Origin of the sequence: Bacillus sp. V3B, from assembly GCF_024494465.1 — a bacterium.
In the GTDB taxonomy this organism is placed as follows: Bacteria; Bacillota; Bacilli; order Bacillales; family Cytobacillaceae; genus Bacillus_BD.
This window is the reverse complement of record NZ_JAETXM010000013.1, coordinates 75,115-90,107: the sequence shown is the minus strand read 5'-3', so window position 1 is coordinate 90,107 and position 14,993 is coordinate 75,115. Positions and strand designations below refer to the sequence as shown.

Annotated in this window: 14 protein-coding genes; 7 read left to right on the top strand and 7 right to left on the bottom strand. The window is 34.6% G+C overall.

Going from position 1 to position 14,993, the window contains the following annotated elements:
* Entirely contained in the window at positions 1 to 1,269 is a 1,269-nt protein-coding gene (sucB, locus tag JMM81_RS14890; protein ID WP_256242352.1) for a dihydrolipoyllysine-residue succinyltransferase, read from the top strand.
* A gap of 222 nt (positions 1,270 to 1,491) precedes the next feature.
* Here sucB and sda read toward each other — a convergent pair whose 3' ends face one another.
* Complete coding sequence (gene sda, locus JMM81_RS14885; RefSeq protein ID WP_256242351.1) at positions 1,492 to 1,623, bottom strand: sporulation histidine kinase inhibitor Sda; 132 nt, start codon at positions 1,621 to 1,623, stop codon at positions 1,492 to 1,494.
* Positions 1,624 to 1,893: 270 nt separating this feature from the next.
* Between sda and JMM81_RS14880 the strand changes: the two genes are divergently transcribed.
* Positions 1,894 to 2,097 (top strand): DUF6501 family protein, encoded by a 204-nt coding sequence (locus JMM81_RS14880; RefSeq protein WP_256242350.1) that lies wholly within the window; start codon positions 1,894 to 1,896, stop codon positions 2,095 to 2,097.
* 84 nt (positions 2,098 to 2,181) lie between these two features.
* Here JMM81_RS14880 and JMM81_RS14875 read toward each other — a convergent pair whose 3' ends face one another.
* Together JMM81_RS14875 and yidC are read right to left on the bottom strand one after the other, a co-directional pair.
* On the bottom strand, positions 2,182 to 2,784 hold the full coding sequence (locus JMM81_RS14875) for a YhcN/YlaJ family sporulation lipoprotein (protein ID WP_256242349.1): 603 nt from the start codon (positions 2,782 to 2,784) through the stop codon (positions 2,182 to 2,184).
* 222 nt (positions 2,785 to 3,006) lie between these two features.
* Positions 3,007 to 3,792, bottom strand: coding sequence for a membrane protein insertase YidC (yidC, locus tag JMM81_RS14870; RefSeq protein WP_256242348.1), 786 nt, complete (start codon positions 3,790 to 3,792; stop codon positions 3,007 to 3,009).
* Positions 3,793 to 4,375: 583 nt separating this feature from the next.
* Between yidC and JMM81_RS14865 the strand changes: the two genes are divergently transcribed.
* Together JMM81_RS14865 and nadE are read left to right on the top strand one after the other, a co-directional pair.
* Positions 4,376 to 5,851, top strand: coding sequence for a nicotinate phosphoribosyltransferase (locus JMM81_RS14865; RefSeq protein WP_256242347.1), 1,476 nt, complete (start codon positions 4,376 to 4,378; stop codon positions 5,849 to 5,851).
* A gap of 36 nt (positions 5,852 to 5,887) precedes the next feature.
* Positions 5,888 to 6,709, top strand: a complete 822-nt coding sequence (nadE, locus tag JMM81_RS14860) for an ammonia-dependent NAD(+) synthetase (RefSeq protein WP_256242346.1) — start codon at positions 5,888 to 5,890, stop codon at positions 6,707 to 6,709.
* Between the two features lie 52 nt (positions 6,710 to 6,761).
* On the opposite strand, the gene pflA is transcribed toward nadE, so the two are convergent.
* The 3 genes from pflA to JMM81_RS14845 form a co-directional block, all read right to left on the bottom strand.
* Positions 6,762 to 7,502 carry a pyruvate formate-lyase-activating protein gene (gene pflA / locus JMM81_RS14855; RefSeq protein ID WP_256242345.1) on the bottom strand — a complete coding sequence of 247 codons (741 nt, stop codon included), beginning with the start codon at positions 7,500 to 7,502 and terminating at the stop codon, positions 6,762 to 6,764.
* A 103-nt stretch (positions 7,503 to 7,605) separates the two neighbouring features.
* Complete coding sequence (gene pflB, locus JMM81_RS14850; RefSeq protein ID WP_256242344.1) at positions 7,606 to 9,882, bottom strand: formate C-acetyltransferase; 2,277 nt, start codon at positions 9,880 to 9,882, stop codon at positions 7,606 to 7,608.
* Between the two features lie 338 nt (positions 9,883 to 10,220).
* Entirely contained in the window at positions 10,221 to 10,676 is a 456-nt protein-coding gene (locus JMM81_RS14845; protein WP_256242343.1) for a cupredoxin domain-containing protein, read from the bottom strand.
* Positions 10,677 to 11,034: 358 nt separating this feature from the next.
* Between JMM81_RS14845 and JMM81_RS14840 the strand changes: the two genes are divergently transcribed.
* A complete protein-coding gene (locus tag JMM81_RS14840; RefSeq protein ID WP_256242342.1) occupies positions 11,035 to 12,219 on the top strand; it encodes a DHH family phosphoesterase in 1,185 nt (394 codons plus the stop codon).
* Positions 12,220 to 12,335: 116 nt separating this feature from the next.
* Positions 12,336 to 12,467: a YuzL family protein gene (locus JMM81_RS14835; protein ID WP_256242341.1), complete on the top strand. Its 132-nt coding sequence runs from the start codon at positions 12,336 to 12,338 to the stop codon at positions 12,465 to 12,467.
* Between the two features lie 43 nt (positions 12,468 to 12,510).
* On the opposite strand, the gene JMM81_RS14830 is transcribed toward JMM81_RS14835, so the two are convergent.
* Positions 12,511 to 14,133: an ABC-F family ATP-binding cassette domain-containing protein gene (locus tag JMM81_RS14830; RefSeq protein ID WP_256242340.1), complete on the bottom strand. Its 1,623-nt coding sequence runs from the start codon at positions 14,131 to 14,133 to the stop codon at positions 12,511 to 12,513.
* 342 nt (positions 14,134 to 14,475) lie between these two features.
* Here JMM81_RS14830 and JMM81_RS14825 point away from each other — a divergent pair, with 342 nt between their 5' ends.
* Entirely contained in the window at positions 14,476 to 14,670 is a 195-nt protein-coding gene (locus tag JMM81_RS14825) for a hypothetical protein (RefSeq protein WP_256242339.1), read from the top strand.
* Positions 14,671 to 14,993 lie beyond the last annotated feature (323 nt).

Here is a 14,993-nt window from a genome sequence, read left to right as displayed (position 1 = left end):
ATGGCTGAAATCAAAGTACCAGAACTAGCTGAATCGATTACGGAAGGTACAGTGGCACAATGGTTAAAAAAAATTGGAGACACTGTGAACAAAGGCGATTATATCGTTGAACTTGAGACGGACAAAGTAAATGTGGAAATCATTTCTGAATACAGCGGAATATTATCTGATTTAAAAGCTAAGGAAGGGGACACCGTTAAAGTTGGAGAAACGATTGCAGTTGTAAAAGATTCAGTAGCCTCAACTAACTCTGGATCAGATGCTACATTGGTTGAAGAAAAAGATATTGTTGAAAGATCAGTTCATTCATCAAATAATCAGGAGGATCAATCAACGTTTACTCTATCTAATGTAGAAAAAAAACAACGTCCAATTGCATCTCCAGCAGCAAGAAAATTAGCTCGTGAAAAAGGGATCGATCTTACTCAAGTTCCAACGGTTGATCCTCTTGGCAGAGTGCGTCCTCAAGACGTTTCAAGTTATGATACAACTAAAGAAATTGTTACATCTGTACCAGCGTCTTCACAAAAGTCGACTGAGAAGGCTTTGTTTTTTGAGGATCGTGATAAACCGGTTGAAAGAGTTCGTATGACACGGCGGCGTCAAACGATTGCAAAACGATTAGTTGAAGTACAGCAGACAGCTGCCATGCTTACAACCTTTAATGAGATTGATATGATGAATGTAATGAATTTGCGGAAACGTCGAAAAGATCAATTTTTTGCTGAAAATGATGTGAAGCTGGGCTTTATGTCTTTCTTTACAAAAGCAGCTGTAGCCGCATTGAAAAAATGGCCATTAATTAATGCTGAAATTCAAGGAGATGAAATCCTTTTAAAGAAGTATTATGATATCGGTATTGCTGTGTCTGCTAATGAAGGCTTAGTAGTTCCAGTTGTTCGTGATGCAGATCGGAAGAATTTTGCGGAAATTGAAAAGGAAATATTGGATTTAGCTGAAAAAGCTCGTGATAATAAATTAGGGTTGCACGATTTACAAGGTGGAACGTTTACCATCACAAATGGTGGAGTATTTGGTTCATTGCTATCTACACCTATTTTAAATGGACCACAAGTAGCCATTCTGGGAATGCATTCGATTCAGCTTCGTCCTGTTGCAATTGATGCTGAAAAAATGGAAAATCGTCCAATGATGTATATTGCTTTATCATACGATCATAGAATTGTTGATGGAAAAGAAGCAGTTACGTTCTTAAAGCATATAAAGGATTTAATAGAAGATCCAGAATCATTACTGTTCGAAGCTTAAAATAAAAGCGAAGACGCCTTGATCAGCCGCGCCAAGCTTAAGACCTCGAGTGGCTAGGCGTTGTAGCTGAATAAAATAAATGAAAAGAAATCATAAACTTCAATAATTAGCAAATAGCAGTCTTGACAGGCAAGAACTCACTTAAACTCAAAAAAAGCTGTTGAGAAAAAAACTTTCTCAACAGCCTGAAAAAGAAGCAAAGGGTCCCTTTGTTTCTTTTTATTAACAGATTGTCGGGTTCAAACCACGTTTCTTTATTTCTCCTTGCAATACCCTAATCCACTCTTTTTCTTCACCTGACTTTAATGCATCACGATAAGAGACGATCAATTGTTCATTACTCATAATCTTCATTGAGCATACCTCCAAGCTAAAGGATAGAATATTCAATATTATTCTATTTTAAATATTTTATGAAGAATTGAAAATAATTTAGTAAAACTTTAATGAAATTGTCATTATTCTTAAGTTGATCAAATAAAAGTCGTCACTGTAATCCCTTAGAATTAGATGTGTGATTTTTAATCATATAGATAAAAGAAAATGTTGAGTTAATATGTGGTTGCCTTGAAGAGGGGGAATTATATATACTAAAAAGTAAATCGATATGAAGGAGCAATCAAAATGATTCATTTAGACTGGCATGAACGAAAAACGGTTAAAAAAGTAAAGTGTGTACACACTAATGCAAAGAAATATATTGTCAATCATGTATTAACACCTGGTAATACATATGATGTAAAAAATGAAACAGAGGAATTTTATTTCATTGTTGATAATACAGGAAAAGTTGGTGGGTTCTACAAAGACTATTTCGAGAACGTATAAATAAAACAATGAGGGGGAATGATTACTGCTAGTTAGATTAGATTACATAACATAACTAACGGACAATCATAACCCTCACTATATTTATCTTTCAGTTGGGAAAACTCGACGCACTAATTCACCGAACTCATTAAAAAATCCATCAATAGGTCGTCCGTCTCGAATATCATTTGCATAGGACGTCGTTCGATTATAAAAATCAGGATTTATGGATACATACACATGATCAATATCTCGATTTGTTGATTTCACAAGATCAGAAATTTTCTTCTCAACATCTTTAGATAGTTTCTTACTAGCATTATCTGCCAATTTTGCGGCTACGTATGCATTATTGTCTGTAACAATAACATTTGCTCGATCTACTTCACGCATTTCTACAATTTTGTCAGCAGCTTTATCTGCTACATCTATCCGATTCCGATTCTCATTATTATTATTGATGTTGTGCATTGTGTTGGTTCGATCATTCAAATTTGTTGTAGCATTGTAATTATTGGCGTTATTAACAGTGCCATATGTGTTGTTATTGAGACCCATATTATCGTTTGTATTATATCCGACATTTCTCAATTCAGGGTTATCTTGGTTTCGTAGGGCAGTATCATCCATATCATTGTTTGTCCCACAAGCACCGAGGAGTAGTGACGATAGGGAAGCAGCAGTTAGTAAAGCTCTCCACTTCATTTTAAAACCTCCTTAAATAATTGTACGTGTTTAGTTTTACACGCTTACTATTAATTATCCGTTTAGGAAATTTCCAATTTAATAAATAGTTACAGTAGGATTTTATAAAGGGCTAACAATGAAGAAAACCTGCCAGCAATTCGCTGACAGGTTTAAATCTATAGGAAACAATAGCTTTGAGAATGGTGTATAACTTATAAGTTAGCCTAATTGCTTTTGTCCTTATCCCTTTTGTATGCTTGCGTTTGTTATAGGCTTAGGAGTTTGGTATATTTTTCGTCCTAAGTATGTTTGGAAAATGAGAAAGATACCACCAACTACCCAATAAAGAGGAAGGGCTGCAGGAGCATTAAATGAAACAAATACAATCATGATAGGAGAAAGTAGGCCCATGTATTTCATTTGTTCTTGCTGCTGTATAGGCATGTTTGATTGAGAAATTTTAAATTGGAAATAATAAACGACACCTGCAAGGGCTGTTAGCCAAATATCAGGCTGACCAAGATTAAACCATAAAAATGAATGGGTTGCTATTTCATATGAGTCACGAATAGCATAATAAAAGGCCATTAAGATCGGCATTTGAATGAGTAAAGGTAAACACCCCATATTCAATGGATTGACTCCATGTTTTTGGTATAAACCCATCATTTCCTTTTGTAGCTTTTGTTGTTCCTTAGAGTCTTTTTCCCCTTTTAATTTTTTCTGTATCTCATCCATTTCGGGTTTTATTAAATCCATTTTTTCTTTCATGTTTGCCTGTGTTTTATACTGTTTTAGCAGTAACGGTAGTAAGGTAATGCGTACAAGTAAGGTAACTAAAATAATACCCATACCATAATTATCATTAAAAATATGAGCAGTCCCAAGAATTAAGGCTGTAAACGGTTCGACAAAATAGGTGTGGAAAAAATCAGAATTCTGCCCACTGTCTGTTGAACAAGCAGATAAAAAGGTTGTAGTAAATGTTAGTAGGGTAATCATTAAAATGATTTTCTTTATTTTCATGCTTACTATTTCCTCCAATGTTATGATTTAAATTAACAAAAGTGTTGAGGAGATAGCATTGTCTGGTTCATCATCGGGACTTTCTTTTCTTCTTATATATGTAACAATCCAGATAAGTCGAGAATGGCTATGCATTTGACGTTCGATTTGTAATAATAGACTTTTTGCTTTGATGTGCATGTCCGAGTCAGAGGAAGTATTAATGGAATGAACAAATTCAAATTCGATATTCCATATCCAGAAAAATTTGACTGTAAGTCCTAATAGAATAGCGCAATATAAGGTATAATCCACTTGTGAATTGGTGGTATCCAATATAAATTCAAACAACATCGTCACCTCGGATCAGTAGATCATATAGTTAAGTATTTTTTTGCAAGTATATAAGATTTTTCATATTTAAGCAATGCGACGGTACTTTTTAATTAATAAACGGAATGACATAGAAGTAAGTGCTATTTGTCAAGTAGACAATTCATTATTTAAAGTTATAATAAAAATAACGTAAAAAAACAATTTATGATAAATGGATTACTTTTACTTGGTATTAAATGAGATGAGTGGAATTATTGGAGGTTTAGCCATGGGAGAAAGATTTTTGGATGACAGTTTTGCTTTACATACTGATTTATATCAAATTAATATGATGGAAACGTATTGGGAAGACGGAATGCATAACCGAAAAGCGGTTTTTGAGGTCTATTTCCGGAAATTACCTTTTGGTAACGGTTATGCGGTTTTTGCTGGTTTAGAAAAGGTAGTTGATTTTTTAAATAAACTACAATTTACGGATAGTGATATCAATTATCTACGAAATGAATTAGGGTATCAAGATGACTTTCTTGATTATTTGAAAAACCTACGTTTTACAGGGACCGTTCGTTCAATGGCTGAAGGTGAAATTGTATTCGCCAATGAACCTCTTATGCGAATTGAGGCAACCCTTGCAGAAGCACAATTAATTGAAACCGCAATCTTGAATATTGTGAACTATCAAACCTTAATTGCGACGAAAGCCGCGAGAATTAAATATGTCATTGGCAATGAGATAGCAATGGAATTTGGAACAAGAAGGGCACAAGAAATGGATGCAGCGATATGGGGGACCCGGGCTGCCTATATTGGTGGTTTTAGTGCAACATCCAATGTCCGTGCAGGAAAGATATTTGGAATACCTGTTTCTGGAACACATGCACATTCACTTATTCAAGCCTATATCGACGAATACACTGCTTTTCATAAATATGCACGTCGTCATAAAGATTGCGTGTTTTTAGTTGATACATATGATACATTGCGTTCAGGAGTGCCTAATGCGATTAAAGTCGCAAAGGAATTAGGTGATTCGATCAACTTTATTGGTATCCGTCTTGATAGTGGAGACCTTGCCTATTTATCAAAGGAAGCACGAAAAATGCTGGATGATGCCGGTTTTCTAAATGCAAAAATCATCGCTTCAAATGATCTTGATGAATATACGATTATGAACTTAAAATCCCAAGGTGCAAAAATTGATACTTGGGGAGTTGGTACGAAGTTGATTACTGGCTATGATGAACCTGCTTTAGGAGCTGTTTATAAAATCGTTTCCATTGAAAATGAACAAGGGAACATGGTTGATACAATTAAAATTAGTGGAAATCCAGAAAAGGTGTCTACACCAGGCTTAAAGAAGGTCTACCGAATCATTAATTTAGCCAATCAAAAATCTGAGGGGGATTATATTACTTTGGATGATGAAAATCCAAATGAAGAAAGATATTTGCAAATGTTTCATCCTGTCCATACATATATTAAAAAAGATGTTACTAATTTTGAAGCCCGAGATCTTCATTATGATATTTTTATTAATGGGGAAGTTGTCTATGATCTACCGACGCTTGCTAGGATACAGGCCTTTTGCCACCAAAATTTAAATTACCTATGGGATGAATATAAGCGATCATTAAATCCGGAGGAATATCCAGTCGATTTAAGTCCAAAATGTTGGGAAAATAAACGACGAAATATTGAACTTGTTAGTGATAAAGTAAGTACAAATATAGATGATGCAAAGTAATGGTTGATAAGAAAATAGGAAGGAGTGGCATGTAGTTTGAACATACAAAAGAAAATAATAAAGGAACTACATATTCAGTCAGATATTGATCCAAAGATGGAAATACGAAAAAGAATTCAGTTTTTAAAAGAGTATGTTCTTAAAACGAATGCAAAAGGATTTGTTCTTGGAGTTAGCGGTGGTCAAGATTCTTCGCTAGCAGGGAGACTTGCCCAGTTAGCAGTTGAAGAATTAAGAATAGAAGGACATGATGTGAAATTTATTGCTGTTCGGTTGCCATATGGGGTACAACAGGATGAAAATGATGCTAAGAAAGCTCTTCGATTTATTCAGGCAGATCAAGAATTTATATTTAATATTGCGGCAGCAGTTGATGCAGTTCAAACTGAATATAATAAACAAACAAGTGGAGATCCTTTAAGAGATTATCATAAAGGGAATGTAAAGGCTAGAATGCGCATGATTGCTCAATACGCAATAGGTGGCCAAGAGGGATTGCTTGTGATTGGAACAGATCATGCGGCTGAGGCTGTTACAGGATTTTACACAAAATATGGTGATGGAGGAGCTGATATTCTTCCATTATCAGGCTTGACGAAAAGACAAGGCAGGAGACTATTAAAAGAACTTGGTGCAGCGGAGAGTATATATTTAAAAGTTCCAACAGCTGATTTACTAGATGGGAAACCGGGACAGGCAGATGAGACGGAACTGGGAATAACTTATGATGAACTCGATGATTACTTAGAGGGTAAAGACGTCTCATCAAAAATAGCAGAAAAAATTGAAAAAAGATATTCGACTACTCAACATAAAAGGGAAATGCCAACAACCATGTTTGACGAATGGTGGAAGTAAGTCAATCAATATAGAAAAGATCGCTATCCTTCATTCAGGATAGCGATCTTTTCTATATAAAGGTGAGTTTTTTTGTTAATATTTGATAGGCTTTTTCCACTTTTTCATCACTTGGCGGTTCTATATCTTTCAGAGGATAATCTAAACCAAGAGCTTCCCATTTATAAACACCGAGCTTATGATAAGGGAGGATTTCAAGCTTCTTGACATTTTTTAATGTACTTATAAAATCACCAAGTTCATTTAAATCTTGCTCATCATCAGAAATGGTAGGAACAAGAACATGGCGAATCCAAACTGGAATTTTACGTTCTGAGAGAAGACGAGCAAATTCGATAATATGATCATTTGCCATCCCTGTTAATGTAATATGTTTTTTTCGATTAATATGTTTTACATCCAATAAAATTAAGTCTGTGTATGTTAATAGCTCGCTTAATTGTTCTTGAAAAAGGGGTGCTGTTGAATAACAACCACCTGAAGAATCAATTGCTGTATGAATACCTAATTTTTTACACTCCTTAAATAACTCAATAAGGAAGGGAATTTGTAACAAGGGCTCGCCACCACTAACTGTAATACCTCCACCTGACGATTCAATAAAAGGAAGATAGGAAGTTAAATCTTCGATAATTTCAGCTACAGACATTTGTTTTCCAGTTCCGATCTCCCAAGTGTCTGCATTATGGCAGAATTGACAGCGAAGAAGGCAGCCTTGCGTAAAAATGACATATCTAATACCTGGGCCATCCACAGTTCCAAATGTTTCAATTGAATGAATATTTCCGATCATTTTGAAAGCTCCCTTCAAATTTTTGAATCATCACAACTAAAGGGGAAGTTTGTGAAAAATTAGTGATAAGGGTGACCCCGATCACTAATTTTTGAATAATAGTTTACTGTGCTGAAACAACTTCATGATTTTCAACAGGTGCAGGACCAACATTAGATAAGCTATCATGGAAAGTACGGTTGATAACATCTAATTGTTGTTCTTTTGTTAATTTAATAAAGTTTACAGCGTATCCAGATACACGAATCGTAAGTTGCGGATAATTTTCTGGGTGATCCATGGCATCTAATAAGGTTTCACGATCAAATACATTAATATTTAGATGATGGCCTTTTTTAATAGAATAACCATCAAGAATAGAAACTAGATTTTTATGACGAGAGTCAGCATCTTTTCCTAATGCTTTTGGTACGATAGAGAAGGTATTTGAAATACCATCTAACGAAGACTCATAAGGGATTTTTGCTACTGATGCTAAAGAAGCAAGTGCACCTTTTGTGTCACGTCCGTGCATTGGGTTTGCTCCTGGAGCAAACGGTTCGCCACTACGACGTCCATCAGGTGTATTACCTGTTTTCTTACCGTACACAACATTTGATGTGATGGTTAAGATTGATTGAGTATGGATAGAATTACGGTAAGTTGTATGTTTACGAAGCTTTGTCATAAAGCTTTCAACAAGATTAACCGCCATACTGTCTACACGATCATCATTATTACCATATTTAGGGGATTCTCCTTCTGTTTCAAAATCTACAGCAAGACCATCTTCATCACGGATTACTTTTACTTTTGCATATTTAATTGCACTTAAAGAGTCAGCTGCAACACTAAGTCCTGCAATACCAGCAGCCATTGTACGAATGATTTCTGTATCATGAAGAGCCATTTCACTACGTTCATAGCTATATTTATCATGCATATAATGAATGACGTTTAATGTGTTAATATATAACCCGGCAAGCCATTCCATCATTTGCTCGTATTTTTCAATTACATCATCATAGTCTAAATATTCATCTGTAATGGGAGCAAATTTAGGACCTACTTGTATTTTTAATCTTTCATCTACACCACCATTGATCGCATATAGTAATGTTTTGGCAAGGTTTGCACGTGCACCGAAGAATTGCATTTGTTTACCAATTCTCATCGCTGATACACAACAAGCAATACCGTAGTCATCCCCATAATGCGGAAGCATAATGTCGTCATTTTCATATTGGATCGCACTTGATAGAATAGACATTTTTGCACAGAATATTTTAAAGTTCTCAGGAAGCTTTTTAGACCAAAGAACAGTTAAGTTTGGTTCTGGTGCAGGTCCAAGATTTTGTAATGTATGAAGGAAGCGGAAAGAGTTCTTCGTAACAAGAGAACGTCCATCTATAGTCATACCACCAATTGATTCTGTTACCCAAGTAGGGTCACCACTGAATAAATCATTATATTCAGGTGTACGAGCAAATTTAACTAAGCGAAGTTTCATAATAAAATGGTCAACTAATTCTTGTGCTTCTTGTTCTGTTAAGGCACCAGTTTGAAGGTCTCTTTCAATATAAATGTCAAGGAATGTAGATGTACGACCTAAGCTCATGGCTGCACCGTTTTGTTCTTTAACAGCAGCAAGGTAGCCAAAGTATAACCATTGGAATGCTTCTTTTGCATTCGTTGCTGGTTTTGAAATATCAAAACCATAGCCTGCACTTAATTGTTTAATTTCTTTTAATGCACGAATTTGTTCTGAAAGTTCCTCGCGAAGGCGAATGGTATCTTCACTCATTACACTGCTTGTGCCTTGTAGATCCTTTTTCTTTTCTTCAATAAGGAAGTCAATTCCGTATAGTGTGATACGTCGATAGTCACCAATAATACGTCCACGGCCATATGCATCAGGAAGACCGGTAATAATTGCCGTTTTACGAGCGAGTTTCATTTCATCTGTGTAAGCATCAAATACACCTTGATTATGAGTTTTGCGATATTCTGTAAAGAATTTATCTAATTCTTTATTTGCTTCAAAACCATTTGTTTCACAAGCTTGCATAGCCATTCGGATACCACCAAATGGTTGGAATGAACGTTTAAAAGGTTTGTCTGTTTGAACACCGACAACTTTTTCTAAATCTTGATTTAAATAACCAGGGCCATGTGAAGTAATCGTTGAAACGATGTCTGTATCCATATCAAGAACGCCACCTTTTTCACGTTCTTGCTTAGATAAGTCCATTACTTGATCCCAAAGTTGCTTTGTTGCTTCAGTTGGTTCTTCTAAAAAAGTATCTTTTCCAGTATATTCAGTAAAGTTTTTTAAGATAAAGTCACGTACATTCACTTCTTTATTCCATACTCCATTTGTAAAGCCGTTCCATTGTTCCATTTTCTAGTCACCTCATAAGTTATAATGGATTTTTAAAAAAGATATAACAGTTGTTACAAAACTTCTATATCATTAGTATAACAGGACAATTGTGAAAGTTATCACATTATAATTGAACTTTTTGTGAAGGTTAAAAAAGGTTGATAAATAAAGGTTTTATGGGATTTATAAAATTAGATAGTTTAAATAATTTCATCTATTTATCAAACTGTATTATAAAAAAATTTAGAGGTTCTGTTGTATAAAACTAATGGAGTCGTAAATAGTATTATTTAGCTGTTTACATCTTAATAGTTTCCTTTTGTGATGAATATTATAAAGTTGTTTTTTATCCTTTATTAATCCACTACAATATAGGCAATCATCGGACCTTCACTTTCCTTGTCTGCATGTGTAAGACAGATGAGCCTATATACTCCTTCTTTGTTAAATTGTAATGGAATCACTGTTTCTTTTCCTTTGTTTACTATTCCTTTTATATTTGTGTTTTCTATGACAAAGGGATGTTCTTTTCCATTAATCCCCAAAATATTTAAATTGATTTTTTCTCCTGCTTGAACGAAAATGGTGCCCGGATCCCAGCGGTAGCCTTCTATTTTTGTTCCGTCTGGTAACCTAGAAGAAAACTCTCCAGTCACAAGATGAATTTCTCGTGCTTTTTTATCATTATCTATTTGTCCAAATACGACTTCACTTTCTTGATTGATTAAAAACCATCCTCCTGCAGATGCTAATAAAATAATGAGAATAAAGCTAAACAATACAAATCGTTTCTTAATGATCAGTAACTTCACGGTTTCTCCTCCTAAAAGAAAATAATTTCATCTCAAAGTTTTCTTACTTCTGTTACTATATGCGGACAAGGGTGGTGAACTTGTCAGTGAAATCAAATTATGTACAAAAATATTGATAAGGACTTTAATTTTTTGAATTCCTTATTTTGATCAAAACATAAGTTATTTTGCTGGAAATGACTATTTCCTTTTGACAATAGGTAGGTAAAGTTATAATGTTCTTATAAGACATTCTAAAATGTTTAGATAAGGAAGAAATACATATAATGATGTGGATGGATTAATCTACATTCCGAAGTGTGAAAGTTCTTACGTTTTTACTTTTACATACAATTTAAAATAGGAGAGGTGGGTTATATTGATTCATTTATATACTCATAATGATTTGGACGGTCTTGGTTGTGGTATTTTAGCAAAAATGGCTTTTGGCGAGGGTGTAGTGGTACACTATAATTCTGTTGCTAGACTAAACTCACAAGTTGAACGTTATTTTGAAACGATCAAATCTAGTCAACTAAAAGAAGAAACTTTATTGATTACAGATCTTACTGTCAATGAAGCAAATAGTAAAAGAATTGCGCAGTTTGTCAAAGAAGGTGGGAAAGCTCAGTTTATTGATCATCATAAAACAGCCTTGCATCTAAATGATTATAGTTGGGCAAAGGTTATAGTTGAATATGAAGATGGAAGGCTAACATCGGCAACCTCTTTATTTTATGATTATTTGTTAGATAATCAGTGGATTACACCTAAGTCTTCTATAGAAGAATTTGTTGAATTAATTCGCCAGTATGATACTTGGGATTGGGAAAGAAACAATCTTGTAAAAGCCAAGCAGCTTAATGATTTGTTTTCATTGCTTTCACTTGATGATTTTGAAGGAAAAATGATCGAACGATTAAAGTCTGATGAACCTTTTTCATTTAATGAGTTTGAACAGCAACTATTAAGTATGGAAGAGATAAAAATTAATCGTTATATTCGAAAGAAAAACCGTGAACTCGTGCAAACTTTTATTGAAGAACACTGTGTTGGGATTGTTCATGCTGAAATGTATCATTCTGAATTAGGAAATGAGCTCGGTAAAGAAAATAGCCATTTAGATTATATTGTCATTTTGAACATGGGTGGTAAAAAAGTGAGCTTCCGGACGATTCATGATCATATCGATGTCTCAGCGGTGGCAGGGAAATTTGGTGGGGGAGGTCATGCAAAAGCCTCTGGATGCACCATGACTGAAACAGCTTATAAGCTTTTCGTTCATGAAGTATTCCCGCTGGATTCATCTAGAATTGACGCACCTAAAAATCAGCATAATGTGAAAAATAACCCTGAAGGTGCACTGTATGAAAATCAAAATAGGGAAAAGTGGTTGATTAAGCAACATAATAAATCTTGGATTATTGAACACGATAAAAAAACACTGCCACTTACCTTTAATGACTTTACTGAAGCTGAACACTTTGTTAAAAGGCAATATATTGCTGCATTAGCGAGAGATGATCAATATGCAGAATATATGAAGAACTCAAAACGAAAATAAGGCATTAGGTGTCAGGCACCGTAAAAAGACGATTGTCTTTTTACGGTGCCTGACACCTTTTTTAATAGAATAAATACGAAGAGTGGTGGAAACATAAGGGTGGAGGTGTGACAATAATGGGAAAACGTAAACAAGATCCATCTAAAGCTGGCTTAAGCTCTGCAGACGTAAAAGGGCAAGGCACAACGACAGAGGAGACAGGTATGAGAGAAGCCTCCTCTTCACGAAACAAACAAAAACGTTCATAAAAAAACGCAAAGGGCTTCCCTTTGCGTTTTTTTGATTTAGACTTTAATTTTGATACATTTGAGCGATTTGCTTTTGTAATTCACTATCATTTAAATATTCATCATACGCCATTTGTTTATCAACTAGTCCACTTGGTGTTAATTCAATAATTCGATTAGCGATCGTTTGAATAAACTGGTGGTCATGTGAGGAGAAGATTAATGAACCTTTAAAGTTGATGAGACCATTATTTAAAGCAGTAATCGATTCAAGATCGAGATGGTTTGTTGGCTCATCTAACAGTAATACATTGGCACCACTCAACATCATTTTAGAAAGCATACAACGAACCTTTTCGCCACCAGAAAGGACACTAGCTTTTTTTAATACTTCTTCACCAGAAAATAGCATTCTGCCTAAGAAACCTCTTAAAAAGCTTTCGCTGTCATCTTGAGGAGAAAATTGACGCAGCCAATCAACAAGATTTACATCACTATTTTCAAAGTAGCGTGAGTTATCTTTTGGAAAATAAGCTTGTGAAGTGGTAACGCCCCACTTGAAAGTACCACTATCAGCTTCCAATTCACCCATTAATATTTTGAAAAGCGTCGTTTTAGCTGTTTCGTCGGTGCCAACGAGAGCGATTTTATCGTCCTTATTCATGATAAAGCTAATATTATCTAAAACTTTAACCCCATCAATAGTTTTTGAAATTCCATCCACTCGTAATAAATCATTGCCGATTTCACGATCAGGTGTGAAGCCAACATATGGATAGCGACGTGAAGATGGTCGGATATCATCCAATGTAATTTTATCAAGCATTTTTTTTCGTGAGGTAGCTTGTTTAGATTTTGAAGCATTGGCACTAAAACGAGCAATGAAGTTTTGTAGCTCTTTAATTTTTTCTTCTTTTTTCTTATTTGTATCTTGCGCCATTTTCGTAGCTAGCTGACTTGATTCATACCAGAAATCATAGTTCCCAACATAAAGTTGAATTTTTCCAAAGTCGAGATCAGCAATTTGCGTACAAACTTTATTTAAGAAATGTCTGTCATGGGAAACAACGATAACGGTATTTTCAAAGTTGATTAAAAATTCTTCTAACCACTGAATCGCTTTAATATCGAGATGGTTTGTAGGCTCATCAAGTAAGAGTACATCAGGTTTGCCAAAAAGTGCTTGTGCAAGTAAAACTTTGACTTTTTCTCCACCTGTTAATTCAACCATTTTCTTCGTATGGAGGTCTTCTTCAACCCCAAGGCCTTTCAATAGAATCGCTGCCTCGGATTCAGCTTCCCAACCATTTAACTCGGCAAATTCTCCTTCTAGTTCGGCTGCTTTCATCCCATCTTCGTCAGTAAAATCAGCTTTCATATAAATAGCATCTTTTTCCTGCATGACCTCATAAAGGCGGCTGTGACCCATAATGACGACTTTTAATACCTCTTCATCTTCAAATTCAAAATGGTTTTGCTTCAATACGGCAAGTCGCTCACCAGGACCTAATTGGACAGAACCTGATTGTGGTTCAAGATCACCTGATAAAATTTTTAAAAAGGTTGATTTTCCAGCACCGTTTGCACCGATTAACCCATAACAATTTCCAGGTGTGAATTTAATATTTACATCTTCAAATAACTTGCGATCTCCAAAACGAAGACCTACATTGCTAACAGTAATCATCTATGTCAATTCCTCCAAAACACAATATGATATGATTATACCATTTTACATGAAGAAGGGCGACTTCATTTATTTTTGAGCATTGTAACGCAGGAGAAACGACTAGATATTGGAAAGATTCTCGAAAGTGAGATCATATAAAGTGTTTTCATCATTAATAGGAGCGAGCGCGTGAATGAAAAAATAAATTTTATGAAAGTTTTAAATTATTGCAGGGGAATAGTAAAATAAACTCGTATTAAATAAGGAAGAAGCAATAACATCATTAAAAAGTTCATTCATAATTTATTCATATTTATGCTGTAAGGTAGAATCAAAGAGAACATTAAAGGAGTTTTTCTTATGCCTAGCAAACAACTCGTTGATTTAGTGAATCGGTTAAAAAAGTCAGGGATTCAGATTAGCTTTACAGAGCCACGTTCAAAAATCTCGATATATTTACAAGAAAAACCAGATTTACAACTAGAAAATGAAGACAACTCGTTTCAGCAGAACAGCAAGAGAAAAAGAAATCGGACGATGCTTAAGTTTATTTAATCGATTACGGACAAACATGCTACAGCATGCTTGTCCGTTCTTTTTTAGAAATACCTCTGTATTTTTCTCTTTTAAATCTTAAAAAAGTTTGGTTTGCTCTCATTTTAAATGGATTATGGTATAATAAGAGTTGCAATTGTATTTGCATGAAAAAAATAAAAAAGCATATACTGTGAAATGGACTTGTTTATTTTTATCCGTTTCATAGGAACTCTAATCATTTTAGAGATGAAACAGAAAAAAGTTCAACCTTATGGATTCAAAAGTAGGTACATCATTATTTTTTCTTTTTCTGTTAAATTTTTTCATTATGATCATACTAA

Bases quoted from the DNA above. Each gene is read 5' to 3' on its own strand.
- JMM81_RS14830 (WP_256242340.1), bottom strand. From the start codon at position 14,133: ATGATTACTGTTAGCAATGTAGGTCTTCGTTTTGGAGATCGCAAGTTA.
- JMM81_RS14825 (WP_256242339.1), top strand. From the start codon at position 14,476: ATGCCTAGCAAACAACTCGTTGATTTAGTGAATCGGTTAAAAAAGTCA.
- pflA (WP_256242345.1), bottom strand. From the start codon at position 7,502: ATGATCGGAAATATTCATTCAATTGAAACATTTGGAACTGTGGATGGC.
- JMM81_RS14880 (WP_256242350.1), top strand. From the start codon at position 1,894: ATGATTCATTTAGACTGGCATGAACGAAAAACGGTTAAAAAAGTAAAG.
- pflB (WP_256242344.1), bottom strand. From the start codon at position 9,882: ATGGAACAATGGAACGGCTTTACAAATGGAGTATGGAATAAAGAAGTG.
- JMM81_RS14865 (WP_256242347.1), top strand. From the start codon at position 4,376: ATGGGAGAAAGATTTTTGGATGACAGTTTTGCTTTACATACTGATTTA.
- sucB (WP_256242352.1), top strand. From the start codon at position 1: ATGGCTGAAATCAAAGTACCAGAACTAGCTGAATCGATTACGGAAGGT.
- sda (WP_256242351.1), bottom strand. From the start codon at position 1,623: ATGAAGATTATGAGTAATGAACAATTGATCGTCTCTTATCGTGATGCA.
- JMM81_RS14835 (WP_256242341.1), top strand. From the start codon at position 12,336: ATGGGAAAACGTAAACAAGATCCATCTAAAGCTGGCTTAAGCTCTGCA.
- JMM81_RS14875 (WP_256242349.1), bottom strand. From the start codon at position 2,784: ATGAAGTGGAGAGCTTTACTAACTGCTGCTTCCCTATCGTCACTACTC.
- yidC (WP_256242348.1), bottom strand. From the start codon at position 3,792: ATGAAAATAAAGAAAATCATTTTAATGATTACCCTACTAACATTTACT.